This is a genomic window from Nocardia sp. (genome assembly GCF_025465275.1).
In the GTDB taxonomy this organism is placed as follows: Bacteria; Actinomycetota; Actinomycetes; order Mycobacteriales; family Mycobacteriaceae; genus Nocardia.
In genome coordinates, this window is sequence record NZ_JAODNK010000001.1 from 66,560 (window position 1) to 81,449 (window position 14,890).

General features: G+C 65.8%; 16 protein-coding genes. 8 read left to right on the forward strand and 8 right to left on the reverse strand.

The window, feature by feature from the left end:
- Positions 1-65: 65 nt before the first annotated feature.
- Positions 66-1,100 carry an AraC family transcriptional regulator gene (locus tag JWN03_RS00355; protein ID WP_297607848.1) on the forward strand — a complete coding sequence of 345 codons (1,035 nt, stop codon included), beginning with the start codon at positions 66-68 and terminating at the stop codon, positions 1,098-1,100.
- 95 nt (positions 1,101-1,195) lie between these two features.
- Here JWN03_RS00355 and JWN03_RS00360 read toward each other — a convergent pair whose 3' ends face one another.
- Together JWN03_RS00360 and kstD are read right to left on the reverse strand one after the other, a co-directional pair.
- Complete coding sequence (locus tag JWN03_RS00360) at positions 1,196-2,059, reverse strand: MaoC/PaaZ C-terminal domain-containing protein (RefSeq protein ID WP_297607851.1); 864 nt, start codon at positions 2,057-2,059, stop codon at positions 1,196-1,198.
- 210 nt (positions 2,060-2,269) lie between these two features.
- Positions 2,270-3,985, reverse strand: coding sequence for a 3-oxosteroid 1-dehydrogenase (gene kstD, locus JWN03_RS00365; RefSeq protein WP_297607854.1), 1,716 nt, complete (start codon positions 3,983-3,985; stop codon positions 2,270-2,272).
- Positions 3,986-4,127: 142 nt separating this feature from the next.
- On the opposite strand from kstD, the gene JWN03_RS00370 reads away from it, so the two are divergent.
- The 3 genes from JWN03_RS00370 to dmpG all read left to right on the forward strand — a co-directional run bounded on the left by JWN03_RS00370 (position 4,128) and on the right by dmpG (position 6,980).
- Complete coding sequence (locus tag JWN03_RS00370; RefSeq protein WP_297607856.1) at positions 4,128-4,913, forward strand: 2-keto-4-pentenoate hydratase; 786 nt, start codon at positions 4,128-4,130, stop codon at positions 4,911-4,913.
- Between the two features lie 91 nt (positions 4,914-5,004).
- Complete coding sequence (locus tag JWN03_RS00375) at positions 5,005-5,913, forward strand: acetaldehyde dehydrogenase (acetylating) (protein ID WP_297607860.1); 909 nt, start codon at positions 5,005-5,007, stop codon at positions 5,911-5,913.
- Between the two features lie 14 nt (positions 5,914-5,927).
- On the forward strand, positions 5,928-6,980 hold the full coding sequence (dmpG, locus tag JWN03_RS00380) for a 4-hydroxy-2-oxovalerate aldolase (RefSeq protein ID WP_297607862.1): 1,053 nt from the start codon (positions 5,928-5,930) through the stop codon (positions 6,978-6,980).
- A gap of 82 nt (positions 6,981-7,062) precedes the next feature.
- Here dmpG and JWN03_RS00385 read toward each other — a convergent pair whose 3' ends face one another.
- Complete coding sequence (locus JWN03_RS00385; RefSeq protein ID WP_297607865.1) at positions 7,063-7,272, reverse strand: DUF433 domain-containing protein; 210 nt, start codon at positions 7,270-7,272, stop codon at positions 7,063-7,065.
- Between the two features lie 108 nt (positions 7,273-7,380).
- Here JWN03_RS00385 and JWN03_RS00390 point away from each other — a divergent pair, with 108 nt between their 5' ends.
- Positions 7,381-7,620 (forward strand): glutaredoxin family protein, encoded by a 240-nt coding sequence (locus JWN03_RS00390; protein ID WP_297607868.1) that lies wholly within the window; start codon positions 7,381-7,383, stop codon positions 7,618-7,620.
- 244 nt (positions 7,621-7,864) lie between these two features.
- On the opposite strand, the gene JWN03_RS00395 is transcribed toward JWN03_RS00390, so the two are convergent.
- Complete coding sequence (locus JWN03_RS00395) at positions 7,865-8,287, reverse strand: hypothetical protein (protein ID WP_297607869.1); 423 nt, start codon at positions 8,285-8,287, stop codon at positions 7,865-7,867.
- 230 nt (positions 8,288-8,517) lie between these two features.
- Between JWN03_RS00395 and JWN03_RS00400 the strand changes: the two genes are divergently transcribed.
- From JWN03_RS00400 to JWN03_RS00410, 3 genes are all read left to right on the forward strand, one after another.
- Positions 8,518-9,192: a hypothetical protein gene (locus tag JWN03_RS00400; protein WP_297607872.1), complete on the forward strand. Its 675-nt coding sequence runs from the start codon at positions 8,518-8,520 to the stop codon at positions 9,190-9,192.
- A gap of 125 nt (positions 9,193-9,317) precedes the next feature.
- Positions 9,318-10,244 carry an NADP-dependent oxidoreductase gene (locus JWN03_RS00405; RefSeq protein WP_297607874.1) on the forward strand — a complete coding sequence of 309 codons (927 nt, stop codon included), beginning with the start codon at positions 9,318-9,320 and terminating at the stop codon, positions 10,242-10,244.
- 49 nt (positions 10,245-10,293) lie between these two features.
- On the forward strand, positions 10,294-11,226 hold the full coding sequence (locus JWN03_RS00410) for an AraC family transcriptional regulator (protein ID WP_297607876.1): 933 nt from the start codon (positions 10,294-10,296) through the stop codon (positions 11,224-11,226).
- 118 nt (positions 11,227-11,344) lie between these two features.
- Here the strand turns inward: JWN03_RS00410 and hsaB are convergent, their stop codons facing one another.
- The 4 genes from hsaB to hsaA all read right to left on the reverse strand — a co-directional run.
- Positions 11,345-11,932 carry a 3-hydroxy-9,10-secoandrosta-1,3,5(10)-triene-9,17-dione monooxygenase reductase subunit gene (gene hsaB, locus JWN03_RS00415; protein WP_297607878.1) on the reverse strand — a complete coding sequence of 196 codons (588 nt, stop codon included), beginning with the start codon at positions 11,930-11,932 and terminating at the stop codon, positions 11,345-11,347.
- A 32-nt stretch (positions 11,933-11,964) separates the two neighbouring features.
- The gene (gene hsaC, locus JWN03_RS00420) at positions 11,965-12,864 is read right to left on the reverse strand and encodes an iron-dependent extradiol dioxygenase HsaC (RefSeq protein WP_297607880.1); all 900 of its coding nucleotides are present in this window, start codon (positions 12,862-12,864) and stop codon (positions 11,965-11,967) included.
- Positions 12,865-12,866: 2 nt separating this feature from the next.
- On the reverse strand, positions 12,867-13,745 hold the full coding sequence (hsaD, locus tag JWN03_RS00425) for a 4,5:9,10-diseco-3-hydroxy-5,9,17-trioxoandrosta-1(10),2-diene-4-oate hydrolase (protein ID WP_297607883.1): 879 nt from the start codon (positions 13,743-13,745) through the stop codon (positions 12,867-12,869).
- A gap of 4 nt (positions 13,746-13,749) precedes the next feature.
- On the reverse strand, positions 13,750-14,890 hold a 1,141-nt coding region (gene hsaA, locus JWN03_RS00430), incomplete at its 5' end, for a 3-hydroxy-9,10-secoandrosta-1,3,5(10)-triene-9,17-dione monooxygenase oxygenase subunit (RefSeq protein ID WP_297607886.1).

Here is a 14,890-nt window from a genome sequence, read left to right on the forward strand (position 1 = left end):
CTATAACAGCAACTTACCGGCCGGTTCCGGTCCTAAGTACGCCGAGAGTTTGCGAAGCTTTTACTGTGACCGACGGCCAAGCGCAGTTGCGTTCCATTACCAGTGCGGCACTGCTGGTCGAGTTCGCCTCCGGGCGGGGCATCACCACGCCCACCCTGTTGCGCGGCACGGGTATCCGGGAAGCCGATCTGGTCGACTCGACCGCCGAGATCACCCTCGGCCAGGAGTTGGCCCTGATGCGCAATGTCGTGGCCGGAGTGGGCGACGAACCGGGCATGGGCCTGATGGCCGGGCTTTTGTGTCATCCGCCCAGCCTCGGCGTCCTCGGATTCGCGCTGATGAGTTGCCCGACCGTGCGCGATGCTGTCGGCCTGGCGCTGCGCTATGCCGACCTGTCCTTCACTGTCGCAAGGCATCACCTGGTCATCGATGGTGCGGATGTCTCCATAGTGCGCGACGACAGCGGCGTCCCACGCGAGGTGCGGCGTTTCGCGGTGGAGCGGGATGTGGCGGCAATCTGGACAATTCAGCAGGACGTGCTGCCCATGCGCCCGCCCATCACCCGCGTCGCCGTGGCCTTCCCGCCGCATCCGGTCTACGAGATGTTCGGCGCCATGCTCGGTGTCGAGGAGGTCGTCTTCAATGCCGCCCGCTCGGTGGTGACCGGGCCGGCCGATATCCAGAGTCTGCAACTGCCGCAGGCGAATACGGCCACCGCCCGCTTCTACGAACAGCAGTGCGCCGACCTCGTGCAGCGCCGCCGCAGCCGGGTGGGAATCAGCGGTCGGGTCCGCCAGCTCCTGATCAGCCGCGGCGGTGTCGCCGATCAATCCCGCATTGCCGCGGCGCTCGATCTCAGCGTCCGCACCCTGCGCCGCCGCCTGGCCGACGAGGGCACCACCTTCCGTGAACTGACCACCGAGACCATCGGCCTACTGGCAGAAGAACTTCTCATAACGGGCTTAACGGTCGAACAGGCAGCAGTCCGGCTCGGCTACGCCAGCGTTTCGGCGTTCACCGCCGCCTTCCGCTCCTGGAAAGGCCAGTCTCCCGGACAATTCGCCCGCGAGAACCGCGGACGAGTCTCGGCACGTATGTAAGCCGCCTCGACGCCTGGCCCGAAACAGTCTCGAAATCTGTCCCAAAACAATAGGGCCGCGACCGAATTCGGTCGCGGCCCCTACTGTCACTCGAGTCAGTCGGTGTAGGTCAGCACCACATCGGCAAGCACCGGTGCGTCGTTGCGCTCCACAACGGTTACGGCAATGAGCAATTCGCCGTCGCGCTTCCAGATGCGGCTGCGCAGGGTCTCGCCAGGGTAGAGCACGCCCGCGAAGCGGGTCCGGAAACCGGCCACACGGGTGGCGTCCGAATCCAGCACCGCGTCGGTGGCGGCCTTGCAGACCAGGCCGTAGGTGCACAGGCCGTGCAGGATCGGATCGGGGAAGCCCGCATTGCGGGCGAACTCGGGGTCCGAATGCAGCGGATTGCGGTCACCGCACATGCGGTACAGCAGTGCCTGCTGCGGCAGGGTCGGGGTGAGCACCTCGAAATCCGGTGCGCGGTCCGGGAGTTCGGTCTTGGAGCTGGGGCCGCGTTCGCCGCCGAAACCGCCCTCGCCCTTGGCGAAGATGGAAGAGCGTGCGGTCCACAGCAATTCGCCGTCCGAGCTGGTGGCGGTGTGCTCCTGCCAGATCACCGCGGCCGAGCCCTTGTCCCAGATCTCGCTGATGCGGCGCTCGAAGGTGGCCTTGCCGGAGGCCGGGATCGGGCGATGCACCGTGATCTCCTGGCTGCCGTGCACCACATTGGCGAGGTCGATCTCGACGCCGGGGAACTTAACCTGCGGCGGCTCGGTCTCGTGGAAGAACGGTGCGACGGTCGCGAAGGTCGGCAGCACCTGCGGCGCCCGGTCGTCCAGGTAGCGCAGCTCGGCCGGATCGGTCCAGCGCCCGCCCGCGCCCAGCGCCAGGTGGTACAGCTGCACATCGGACGGCGTCCAGCTGAAATCGACGGACGGAAGTACCGCGCCGAGAGCGATATTCGGATCGATGGGCATGAAGTTCTCCTCGTGAGTTCAGTGGGCGCTCCCACGCCGCGGACCCACTCGGGTCCGATCCTGCGGCGTATCGGGCGCTCGCGGCAAGCGCCGCGCCCGCCTGCCGGGACTCCGTCAGGAGTCGGCCGTATGAAGTTGGAGAGGGTTGGGCGCGGGCTCGACGTGACCCGGACTCGCGCCCAACCCGGTCCTGAACCGGGTTGGGACGGTTCAGGACGTCTGGTCGGCTGCCACGGGTGCGCCCGACTTCGCCTTGGCGGCGACATTCAGGGCGGCGAGGTAGCCGAAGGTGATCGCGGGTCCGATGGTGGCGCCGGGGCCCGCGTAGGTGTGGCCCATGACCGGGGACGAGGTATTGCCCGCGGCGTAGAGACCCTCGATGACGGTGCCGTCCTCGCGGACCACGCGGCCGTCGTTATCGGTGACCAGACCACCCTTGGTGCCGAGGTCGCCGGGGACCATGCGCACCGCGTAGAACGGGCCGACCTCGAGCTTGTTCAGGCACGGGTTCGGCTTGATGGTCTTATCGCCGTAGTACCGGTCGTAGGCGCTGTCGCCGCGGCCGAAGTCCTCGTCCTTACCGCTCGCGACGAAGCCGTTGAAGCGTTCGACGGTCGCGCCGAGGGTTTCGGCGGGCACGTTCATCTTCTCGGCGAGCTCCGCCAAGGTCGGCGCCACGACGATATTGTCGTTTTCCATCCAGCGGGACGGAAAACGCTGACCGGGCTGCAGACCAGCGAAGATGTAGCGACTCCGGTAGCGCTGATCGAAAACCAGCCATGAGGGCACGTTCTCGCCGGGGCCTTCACCCTGCCCGTATTTGCCGCCGTACATGGTGTGCACAGCTTCGACGTAAGGAGCGGACTCATTACCGAATCGCTTGCCGTCGTTGTTGACGATGATGCATCCGGGCAGATTGCGCTCCGCCAGCGCGAACCACGGCTTGCCCGCACCCTTGAGCGTCGTCGGACCCCACCACGCGTCTTCCATGAAGTCGATGGCCGCGCCCGCGTCGATGCCCGCCAGGATCGCGTCGCCGGTATTGCCGGCCGCGCCCGTGGTCCACTCGGTGGTGATCGGCTCACGCTGGTACTTGTGCCGCATATCGGCATTGTGCTCGAAGCCGCCCGCGCCCAGGATCACGCCGTATTTGGCGTTGAAGCGCACCGTCTCGCCGTCCTGCGTGGCCTCGACGCCGGTGACGACACCGTCCTCGATGACCAGCCCGGTGAGCGGAGTGTTCAGCAGCACAGGCACATTCGCGTCGGCCAGGCCCACGCGCAGGCCGGCGATGATCGCCTGGCCCATGCCGACCAGTTTCTTGCCGGTGACCTTGCCCCACGCCCAGCGGGTGCCCACGCGCAGCACGGTGACCATGCCGATCGGGTGGCGGCGCAGCAGGTTGATCTTCTTGTAGTCGGCCTGCAGGATCACGACATTCAGCGGAGCCTTGGAGTAGGGCGGTTCCAGATTGCGGCGTTCGGCGCCGAGCTTGTTGGTATCGAAGGGCTTCGGCTCGCAGGAGCGGCCGTCCGCCTTGCCGCCCGGTGCCTCCGGGTAGTAGTCGGAGTAGCCCGGTACCCACTTCATCTTCAGTGGCGAGTTGTCCAGTACGAAGTCGAAAGCCTCTGCGCCGCGGTCGATATAGGTGTCGATCTTGTCGGCCGGCACCACATCGCCGATGATGCTGTGCAGGTAGGTCCGGGCTTCCTCGCGGTCGTCCGGACGGCCCGAAGCCTTCAGCGCCTTGTTGCCGGGGATCCACACGCCACCGCCGGAGCGGGCGGTCGAACCACCGAAATGCGCGGCCTTCTCGATGAGCACCACGCGCAGACCGCGGTGTGCGGCGGTGAGGGCGGCGGTCATACCGGCGGCACCACTGCCGACCACCACCACGTCGTAATCCCGATCAGTCATGTAGAACACGTTATAGAATCAATCCTGGTTTGGTCTATGTTGGTCTGGCAGATGGGACTGCTGAGGCGATGTTGTTCACAAAAACTCGTTTCAGTTTCTAGTCTCGTAACTGCACGGCCATCGACTGGCCCCCCGATGGAAGGAACACAGCGTGCTGACCGACGCGCTTCGGAGTGAACTGGCAGAAGAGCTCGCCCTAGCGGAGCGGGATCGCATTCCGCTCGACCCGCTGGTCGCGCGTTATCCGGACATCGACGTGGTCGACGCCTATGAGATCCAGCTGGCGAATATCCGGCGGCGGACCTCGGCCGGAGCCCGCATCATCGGCCACAAGGTAGGTCTCTCCTCGGCCGCCATGCAGCAGATGATGGGCGTCGACGAACCCGATTACGGCCACCTGCTCGCCGAGATGGAGGTCTTCGAAGACGTCCCCGTCGACACCACCAAGTTCCTGTACCCGCGGGTCGAGGTGGAGGTCGGATTCGTGCTCGGCGCGGACCTGCCGGGCGAGGATTGCACCGAGGAGGATGTGCTGAACGCCACAGTCGCGTACGCACCCTCCATCGAACTCATCGACACCCGCATCAAGGACTGGAAGATCGGGCTGTGCGACACCATCGCCGACAATGCCTCCTCCGCCGGCTGGGTGCTCGGTAAGGAGCGGGTGGCGCCGAACGAGCTGGATATCAAGAAGATCGACGCCGTCCTCACCCGCAATGGCGAAGTGGTGGCCGAAGGTCGCTCCGATGCCGTGCTCGGTGATCCCACCATCGGCGTCGCGTGGCTGGCCCGCAAGGTCGCCTCGTTCGGGGTCCGCCTGAAGAAGGGCGACATCGTGCTGCCCGGTTCCTGCACCCGCGCCATCGACGCCCGCCCGGGCGACGACTTCACCGCCGAGTTCGCCGGACTCGGTTCCGTTCGTCTGCGTTTCAGCTGATGTGGCTAGCACACCGCCGAGTTCGCCGACTGTATCAATGCCGTCCGTCTGCGTTTCAGCTGACACTGAGCTATCCGAGTAGGAGTACGCCGTGACTGGAAGTAAAGTCACCGCCGCGATCGTCGGGTCCGGCAATATCAGCACCGATCTGCTGTACAAACTGCTGCGGTCGGAGAAGATCGAGCCGCGCTGGATGATCGGTATCGACCCGGACTCCGAGGGCCTCAAGCGGGCTCGCGGACTGGGTCTGGAGACTTCCGCCGAAGGCGCGGATTGGCTTCTGGCACTTGATGAGAAGCCGGACATTTTGTTCGAGGCCACCTCGGCGTACGTGCACCGCGCGTACGCGCCGAAGTACGAGGCGGCGGGCATCCGCGCCGTGGACCTCACCCCCGCTGCCGTCGGCCCGGCGGTCATTCCGCCGGTGAATCTCGATTCGCTGCGGGATGCACCGAACGTCAACATGATCACCTGTGGTGGTCAGGCGACGATTCCGATGGTAGCCGCGGTGTCGCGGGTCGTTCCGGTGACGTACGCCGAGATCGTGGCGTCGGTCTCCTCGGTGTCCGCCGGTCCCGGAACCCGTGCGAACATCGACGAATTCACCAAGACCACCTCCAAAGGTGTTGAAACCATTGGTGGAGCGCAGCGTGGCAAGGCCATCATCATCCTGAACCCCGCTGAGCCGCCGATGATCATGCGCGACACCATCTTCTGTGCCATCCCGGAGGATGCGGATCGCGATGCGATCACCGCGTCCATCCACGAGATGGAGAAGTCCATCCAGGAGTACGTGCCCGGCTACCGTCTGCTCAACGAGCCGCAGTACGACGAGCCGTCACTGGTTTCCGGTGGCCTGGCGAAGGTTTCGATCTTCGTCGAGGTCGAGGGTGCGGGCGACTTCCTGCCGCCGTACGCGGGCAACTTGGACATCATGACGGCTGCCGCCACCCGCGTGGGTGACGTGATTGCCGATCAAATCATCTCGGCTCGGGTGTAAGGAGATTCGGACCAATGAACAATGTGCTGAAGCCCTACTCGGGCGAACTCGATGTGCGCGTCACCGACACCTCGTTGCGTGACGGCTCGCATCACAAGCGTCACCAGTTCACCGTCGAGGACGTGCGCAATATCGTCGGCGCCCTCGATGCCTCCGGCGTTCCCGTGATCGAGGTGACCCACGGCGACGGCCTCGCCGGATCCTCGTTCAACTACGGGTTCTCCAAAACCCCTGAGCAGGAACTGATCAAGGCCGCGGCGGAGACCGCCAAGCAGGCCAAGATCGCCTTCCTCATGCTGCCGGGTGTGGGCATCAAGGAAGACATCAATATCTCGCAGGACAACGGTGCGTCCATCTGCCGCATCGCCACCCACTGCACCGAAGCGGATGTGTCCATCCAGCACTTCGGCTATGCGCGGGATCTGGGCCTGGAGACCGTCGGCTTCCTCATGATGGCGCACAGCACCACACCGGAGCTGCTCGCCAAGCAGGCGCGCATCATGGCCGATGCGGGCTGCCAGTGCGTGTATGTCGTCGACTCCGCCGGCGCCCTTGTGCTGGAGCAGGTTTCGGACCGGGTGTCCGCGCTCGTCGCCGAGCTCGGCAATGACGCGCAGGTCGGTTTCCACGGTCACGAGAACCTGGGCCTGGCCGTCGCCAACTCCGTGTACGCGGTGCGGGCCGGCGCGACCCAGATCGACGGCAGCGCTCGCCGCTTCGGCGCGGGCGCGGGCAATCTGCCCGTCGAGGCGTTCATCGGCGTCTGCGACAAGCTCGGCGTCAAGACCGGCGTGGACTTCTTCGCCATCACCGATGCCGCGGAAGATGTTGTGCGCCCGGTCATGCCGTCCGAGTGCCTGCTCGATCGCCAGGCCCTGATGATGGGCTACGCGGGCGTCTACTCCAGCTTCCTGCGGCACGCCGAGCGGCAGGCCGAGCGCTACGGCGTCTCCGCCGCGGAGATGCTGGTGCGCGCGGGCAAGCGCAAGCTGGTCGGTGGCCAGGAGGATCAGCTCATCGATATCGCCCTGGAACTCCAGCGCGAGAAGGCGGCGGTCACCGCCTGATCGACTGCTCGAGATGAACTGGGCCGCAACCGTTTTCCGGTTGCGGCCCAGTTCGTTTTCGCGCGGCTGACGCCACCGCCCTTCAGGCGGCGGCGACCACCAGCGCGGCATACCCGAGGGCGGCGAACACGTCGTCGGCCTCCAAACCGGGATGATCGCCGAGAATCTCCTCGACCGTCACACCCGCGGACAGCAGTTCGAGCAGTAGCTCTACGGGATACCGCATCCCCCGAATCACCGGTTTGCCATAGCAGACAGCCGGGTCGAAGGTGATGCGCTCCAGGTTGGACATGCCCCGAATTCTAGGGTCGGACCATAATCCTTCTCTGTGATTGCCGTGATCCCGCACTGTGGGTTTCCCCTGCGCAGTGCGCCCGTTCGCATCCTCTAGGGTCGAGTGATGGACGACATCGTGCTGTACGGAGCGGATTGGTGCGGCGACTGCCGCCGCGCGAAGACCTGGCTGCGCGAGAACAACATCCCGTTCACCGACATAGACGTCGAACACGACGACGCCGCCCGAGACAAAGCCATCGCCCTCGCCGACGGTCGAAAGAACATCCCGGTCGTCGTGATTCCCGACGGGACAGTCCTCATCGAGCCGACAAACGCACAACTCGCCGAGGCGCTCCGACACTGAGGCCGATCAGCCTCCGCCATTCGAAACGGCCATAACAATCACCCAGCGGCGATAGCCTCTGCGTTATGCCGAGGAGCGCTCTCGAGTGGACAGAGATCCGGGACCGCCGAATGCGCGAGCCGGGTGCCGAGGAAGCGTACGAAGCAGTGCGACTGGCATCCGAATCAGACAAGACCATCCGGGGTCCACAGCCGGATTCCGGCGACGCTGACCGACGCCTCTGATCGGTCGCGTCTCCGCAGTCCTATGCGGCCGGGCGCTGGGGGAGTCGCGACACCAGCTGGTCCAGCTCGGTGCGCCAGCGGCGGTGCACATTCAGGCGCTCCGGTGCGGCGGTATTCGGCATGCGGTAGTACACCTTCGACCAGATCGCATTGATCTGCAGCTCGGTGAACTGCGCATTGCCGAAGTGCTCGGCGCAGACGAACTTCGACGGCCGGCCGCTCCACTTGCTGGCCTCGACAATGACGACCGACGTCTGCGTCAGCGCCACGTAGTAGTACTTGCGCAGGAACAGCATGACGAACCGCACGAAGGGCAGATCATCCACCCACGGGCTCGGCCCGGTGATCGCCTGAAAAGTGAGCTGCAGCTGCTCGCCCTGCGGTGCGAACTCGACCAGCTTCGCAGCCAGCTGCTTCTGAATTGTCGACTTACGAAAAGCCATGCGGCCCAAACCCCCAAAAAGATCTCCTACGGCCCCCAATGGCAGCAGGACGGACCGACCCTAGCGGCCGCCACGCCTGTCCGCCACTCATAAAGAAACCACCGCCGAGCCGAGATCGCCGGGCGGTGGCATTGCGCGACCGGCCCTCCGCTACCGCTCCTTCGGCGAAGTGGCTGGCAGGAAGCTGTCAAGACTGGTCAAATGCGGCGGTTCCGCAGATGATGAGGGGTATGCGGCAGGACAGTGCGATTGCGCCCGGCATTGTCCGGCTCCACCCGAGCAAGGACCTCGGGAGCGATGTGGCGCACCTGTTGCGGCGGGTTCGGACCGAGGCGGTGGTGGCCGTTTCCAGTCCGGTGCGGCAGGAGCGGCATTATTCGCTGGGGCACACGGTGATTCGCGGGTTGCTGGCTGCGGGGAAGCAGGTTCGGCTGCTGTACTCGCCGGATTTCCTGGATTCTCGCGATCGCCGTCCGCTGCTGGAGGATTCGGCGCTGAGCCCGAAGATCCGGGTGTCCAGCCACGACTTTCACAACACCTTCATCATCGACCGGCATGCGGCCATCCTGTGGAGTGGGGCGGGCGCTGCGCATCCCTACATGGTGATGGTTCGCGGACCGGCGCTGGTCGGCGCGATCCATCAATTCGCCACCAGGACATGGGAATCCGCCGACCACCTGTCCACCCGGCCGGGCTTCGGCAGTCCGGAGTTCGACAACAGGTCCCTGGCGGTCCTCGATGCGCTCAATCGCGGACTGAAGGATGAGGTGGCTGCTCGGCATTTGGATGTTTCGCTGCGTACCTATCGAAGGTATGTGGCTGACCTCATGGTTCGGCTGGACGTCACCACTCGCTTTCAGGTCGGCGTTCGTGCCGCGCAGCTCGGCTTGCTGCCGCCGGGGTGATATGAAGACTCCTGGATAAAAACGCGAGATTTACAGCTATTCAACGTCTCATCGGTTCTGTCTACTGTTGCTTTTGTTCGGTTCCCCCGGAACGGCCGGGGTGCAGGCGGTAGAGGGAGAAGACGATGCGTGCGGTGATTCAGAAGTCCTTCGGTGGGCCTGAGGTGCTGGAAGTTGTGGAGATCGAGAAGCCGGCTTTGCTCTCGGGTGAGGTGCTTGTGCGGGTGCACGCCAGTTCGGTGAATCCGGTGGATATCGCGGTGCGGTCCGGCGCCTTTCCACTGTTGGGAGAGCCGCCGTTCGGCGTGGGCTGGGATCTTTCCGGCGTTGTCGAGGAGGCGGGGCCCGGTGCGCGCTATGAGATCGGGGAAGAGGTGTACGGGATGCCCTTCTTCCCGCGGGCGGCTACGGCGTACGCGGAGTATGTGGCTGCGCCATCGCGGCAGTTGGCGCGCAAGCCTGCGAGCCTGAGCCATGTCGAAGCCGCGGCGCTGCCGCTGGCCGCGCTGACCGCCTGGCAGGGGCTGGTCGACAAGGCTGGGATCAAGGAGGGCGATCGGGTTCTGATCCACCGGGCCGCCGGCGGTGTCGGGCACCTGGCCGTGCAGATCGCCAAGGCGCGCGGGGCGTACGTGATCGCGCTGGCCAGTGCGGCCAAGCACGACTATGTGCTCGGTCTCGGGGCAGATGAGGTGATCGACTACCGGACAACGGATTACACCGAGGCTGTCCGCGATATCGATGTGGTCTTCGATTCGGTGGCGGACGGCGCGCGGTCCCTGCGGGTGCTGAAGCCGGGCGGGGTGCTGGTCACCATTCTCGAGCACGTCAACCCGGAGCTGGCCGCCACCGTGAAGGCGGCGGGGCGGCGCTTCGCCGGGGTCTCGGTGGAGCCGGATTACGCTGCGCTGGAAGCGATTGCCGCGCTGGCGGACGCGGGTCTGCTGCGGCCGACCATTGCCGCGGAGCTGCCGCTGGCGGACGCGCCCAAGGCGCACGAACTGGTCGCCTCGGGGCAGACCGTGGGCAAGGTCGTGCTGACCGTCGAATAATGGGGACGGAATCCGGGTTGCACCCTGGGACCGATCGAAGGAGGCCGGGATGGACGTGCTCAGCGAGGCGCTGGCCTCCATGCGCACCGGTGCGCCGCATTCGGTGCGCACCGACGGCCGCGCGCCGTGGGCACTGCAACTCCCGGCTACCGCGGGCGCCGGATTTCACGTGGTGCTGCACGGCAAGTGCTGGATCTATCCGACCGAGAACACGACCGAACCCATCGCGCTCAGCCCGGGCGACGTGGTGTTCGTGCGGGACGGTTCGGGGCACATCCTCGCCGACCATCCCGATACCCCGCCGGAGATACCCCGGCCGGAGCAATACACCCACCGCCCACCCGTGGGCGCACTGCAGGTCGGCGGTGACGGCCCGGCGGTCAGCCTGCTCTGCGGCAACTATCACCTGGACGGGCAGCGGCCGCATCCGCTGCTGCGACAGCTGCCCGAGGTGATCCACCTGCCGACGGGGGAGGGCCGCCATCCACATCTGGCCGCCGCCGTCGCGCTGCTGAGCGCCGAACTCGATGCGCCGCGCATCGGCTCGCACGGAATCGTCCCGGCGCTCATCGACTCGCTGCTGCTCTACATACTGCGCGCCTGGATCGAAGACCAGCCGCAGTCGGAATCGGCGGGATGGGCTGCCGCCCTGCGTGATCCGGCCGTCGCCCCCGCGCTGGCCGCAATGCACGACGAGCCGGCCGCCGCCTGGACGGTGCAATCGCTCGCGGACCGGTCGGGCCTGTCCCGCGCCGCCTTCGCCCGCAAGTTCAACACCATGGTCGGCGAACCCCCGCTGGCATACCTGACCCGCTGGCGGCTGACCACCGCCGCCCGCCTGCTCCGCGAGGACGATCTGCCCATCGGCACGGTCGCAACCCGCGCGGGCTACAGCTCGGAATTCGCGTTCGGCAAGGCCTTCAAACGCGAATACGGCGCTGCCCCCGGCCAATACCGCCGTCAGGCCCGCGCCGCAGCCTGAAATCTGCAGCCATCCAACCTGAATCCACAGTCATTCAAAGTTATCCACATGCGAAGTGCCCCTGTGGATAACTCCACCGGGGCACTTTTCTATCGCCAGGGTTCGGGGTGAACCCGCCTCACAACCACCTGTCGAGCGTTGTGTTCGTGAGGAAGTGCTCGAGATCCGCACGCCAGGGCGCGGGCACGGTCTTCTCCGGCTCGATGGCCGTGTACTGCCCGCGGTAGAACAGGAGCGGCCTACCGGAATCGGTGGATTCCGACAGCGCCTGCACGCGGCCGATCACGATGTAGTGATCGCCGCCGTCGATGACCTGATCCACGGTGCACTGGATCGTGGCCAGGGCATCGTCCAGGAGCGGCAGCTCCAGATCCGAAGTGCGCCAGGGGACTCCGGCGAACTTATCGGGTTCACGCGAGCCGAAGCGCGCACACACCGGCTGCTGTTCCTCGGCGAGGATATTCACGCAGAACTTGCCGTTGGCCTCGATCGCCGCCCAGGACTTGGAAGCCTTGGTCGGGCAGAACAGCACCAGCGGTGGGTCGAGGGAGAGGGCGGCGAACGATTGGCAGGCGAAGCCGATCGGAGCTCCGTCACCGTCGAGGGTGGTGATGACGGTGATGCCGGTGCAGAACTGTCCCAGCACATTTCGGAACTGGCGGGCGTCGATCGCCGGCTGTTCGTCTGTTGTGGTCTCGTCGGTCATGGCCAAAGTCTCCGCCGCCCTGTCGCTCACTGCTATCGCATTCCGACCGTGAAGTCGTGGCCCCACAGACTGACCGCGGTGGACTCGCGGGCGATCCACGAGGTGTCCTCGACTTCCAAACCCTCACAGCCGAATTCGATATCGAATCCGCCCGGAGTCTTCATATAGAAGGACAGCATCTTGTCGTTGATGTGCCGCCCGAGGGTGGCCGACATCTTCACCTTCCTGCGCGCCGCGCGATCGAGGCAGAGGCCGACATCGTCGGAGCTCTCCACCTCGACCATGAGGTGCACGATGCCGGTCGGGTTCGGCAGCGGCAGGAACGCCAGCGCATGGTGGCGCGGGTTGCAGCCGTAGAACCGCAACCAGGCCGGGTCACCATCGGCCGGGCGGCCGACCATCTGCGGCGGCAGCTTCATGGAGTCACGCAGCCGGAAGCCCAGCACATCCTGGTAGAACGTCTGTGCCGCAGCATCATCCGTGCAGGTCAGAACCACATGTCCCAGGCCCTGCTCGGCCGTCACGAACTTGTGCCCGTACGGGCTGATAAAACGCCGCGCCAGATACTGCGAACCGTGGAAGGCCTCCAGCACATTGCCGGACGGATCCTCGAACGAGATCAGCGCCTCGACCCGGCGGTCCTCGACCTCGGCCCGGGTGCCCTCGCGGAAGACCACCCCGGCCTTCGACAGCCGCTCCCGAAGATCCTGCAGCGCGGGACCGTCGGTGACCTCCCAGCCGGAGACCTGCAGCCGGTCCTGCTCGCCCGGCACGATCACCAGGCGCGCCGGGAAATCGTCCATGCGCAGGTAGAGGGCATCCGGGTCGGACCCGGTGCCTTCCATCATGCCCAGGATCTTGAGCCCGTATTCACGCCAGGCCGCCATATCGGTGGCCTCGATGCGCATGTATCCGAGCGCTCGAATACCCATGCCTACTTCTCCTTGACGCCGAGCAGGAAGTCCGTTGCGAGGCGGTTGAACTCGTCGAACTTCTCCAGCTGCGCCCAGTGCCCACAGCCACCGAACACGTGCAGTTGCACACGCGGCACCATCTTCAATGCCACGAGCGCGCCGTCGATCGGGTTCACCCGGTCCTCACGGCCCCAGATCATCAGCACCGGCTGACGCAGCTTGAACGCGTCGCGCCAGATCATGCCCTTGGCGAAATCGGGTCCGGCGAAGGACCGTCCCATCGCCCGGGTGGCCTCCAGCGACTCCGGCTTGCTCGCCTGTTCGAACCGCTCGTCGATGAGCTCCGGCGTGATCAGCTTCTGGTCGAAGACCATGATCCGCAGGAACGCCTCGAGGTTCGCGCGCGTCGGCTCGTAATTGAACTTCGAGAGCAGTTTGACGCCCTCGGTGGGGTCCGGCGCGAACAGGTTGGTGGACAACCCGCCCGGGCCCATCAGCACCAGCTTGCCGGCACGGTCCGGGTAGTCCAGCGCGAACCGGGCCGCCGCGCCGCCGCCGAGCGAATTGCCCAGCAGGTGCACACGATCGGTGATGCCGAGGGTGTCCAGCAGATCCTTCAGCGCGGACGAGCTGTGCACGAAGTACTGCGGGTGCTCGGTCGGCTTGTCGGACAGGCCGAATCCGGGCTGATCCACTGCCAGCACGTGGAATTCGCGCGCCAGCACCGGAATGTTCTTCGAGAAGTTCGACCACGACGAAGCGCCGGGACCGCCGCCGTGCAGCAGCACGATGGTGGGGCCGTTGCCGACGCCCGCCTCGTGATAGTGCAGCTTCAGATCCGGCCGGACCTGCGCGAACTTCGACGTCGACTCGAAGGTGATCTCTTCAACAGTGGTCATAGGGCTACACCATCGTGTCGGTGATCGGGAGCCCGAACGCGTGGGTGCCGTACATCACGTAGGCGCGCTCGGCATCATTGGCCGCGTGCACGCGACCGGCGTGCGCGTCACGCCAGAAACGCTGCAGCGGAGTGCCGTTGGCGAGTGCGGTGGCACCCGAGGCCTCGAACAGCTTGTCGATGGACGCGACGGCCCGGCCGGTGGCCCGGACCTGGTCGCGACGGGCGCGGGCGCGCACGTCGAACGGCACGTCCTCGCCCTTCAGCAGGTACGCGTACTCGTCCGCGACATTGCCGGACAGCTGACGCCACGCGGCGTCGATATCACTGGCGGCCTCGGCAATTCGCACCTTGCCGAACGGATCGTCCTTGGCGTTCTCGCCGGCGTAGGCGGCACGCACGCGCTTGCCCTGATGCTCCACGTGCGCGTCGTACGCGCCGTACGCCATGCCCACGATCGGGGTCGAGATGGTGGTGGGATGGATGGTGCCCCACGGCATCTTGTACACCGGGTCGGTATTCTGCTCGAGGCCAGGCGATTTCAACTCGCCCATGGCGCGGAAGCTGAGGAAACGGTGCTTGGGTACGAACACGTTCTCGACGACGATGGTGTTGGACCCGGTGCCACGCAGACCGACGACATTCCAGACATCGTTGATCTTGTACTCGCTGCGCGGGATCAGGAAGCTGCCGAAGTCGACCGGCTTGCCGTTCTTGATCACCGGTCCGCCGACGACCACCCAGTCCGCATGGCCCGAGCCGGAAGACCAAGCCCAGGAACCGTTCACGGTGTAACCGGTGCCGTCCTCGGTGACCACGCCGGCGCCCATGGGCGCATAGGACGAGGAAATGCGGACGTCGGTGTTCTCGCCCCACACCTCTTCCTGCGCACGCTGATCGAACAGCGCCAGGTGCCAGTTGTGCACGCCGATGATGCCCGCCACCCAGCCGGTGGAGCCACAGGCGCTGGCGATCTTGCGGACGGTGTCGTAGAAGACGACCGGATCGGCCGCGTAGCCGCCCCACTGCTTGGGCTGCAGCAACTTGAAGAATCCGGCGGCCTGGAGCTCCTTGATGGACTCCTCGGGGATCTGTCGCAGATCCTCGGCCTGCTGGGCCCGCTCGCGGAGAGTGGGCAGCAGTGCC

What these genes read in the sequence shown, in the direction of transcription:
- hsaC (WP_297607880.1), bottom strand. Translation starts at nt 12,864, where the DNA reads ATGGGTATTCGAGCGCTCGGATACATGCGCATCGAGGCCACCGATATG.
- JWN03_RS00400 (WP_297607872.1), top strand. Translation starts at nt 8,518, where the DNA reads ATGCGGCAGGACAGTGCGATTGCGCCCGGCATTGTCCGGCTCCACCCG.
- JWN03_RS00360 (WP_297607851.1), bottom strand. Translation starts at nt 2,059, where the DNA reads ATGCCCATCGATCCGAATATCGCTCTCGGCGCGGTACTTCCGTCCGTC.
- dmpG (WP_297607862.1), top strand. Translation starts at nt 5,928, where the DNA reads ATGAACAATGTGCTGAAGCCCTACTCGGGCGAACTCGATGTGCGCGTC.
- JWN03_RS00385 (WP_297607865.1), bottom strand. Translation starts at nt 7,272, where the DNA reads ATGTCCAACCTGGAGCGCATCACCTTCGACCCGGCTGTCTGCTATGGC.
- hsaD (WP_297607883.1), bottom strand. Translation starts at nt 13,745, where the DNA reads ATGACCACTGTTGAAGAGATCACCTTCGAGTCGACGTCGAAGTTCGCG.
- JWN03_RS00390 (WP_297607868.1), top strand. Translation starts at nt 7,381, where the DNA reads ATGGACGACATCGTGCTGTACGGAGCGGATTGGTGCGGCGACTGCCGC.
- JWN03_RS00395 (WP_297607869.1), bottom strand. Translation starts at nt 8,287, where the DNA reads ATGGCTTTTCGTAAGTCGACAATTCAGAAGCAGCTGGCTGCGAAGCTG.
- hsaB (WP_297607878.1), bottom strand. Translation starts at nt 11,932, where the DNA reads ATGACCGACGAGACCACAACAGACGAACAGCCGGCGATCGACGCCCGC.
- JWN03_RS00410 (WP_297607876.1), top strand. Translation starts at nt 10,294, where the DNA reads ATGGACGTGCTCAGCGAGGCGCTGGCCTCCATGCGCACCGGTGCGCCG.
- JWN03_RS00405 (WP_297607874.1), top strand. Translation starts at nt 9,318, where the DNA reads ATGCGTGCGGTGATTCAGAAGTCCTTCGGTGGGCCTGAGGTGCTGGAA.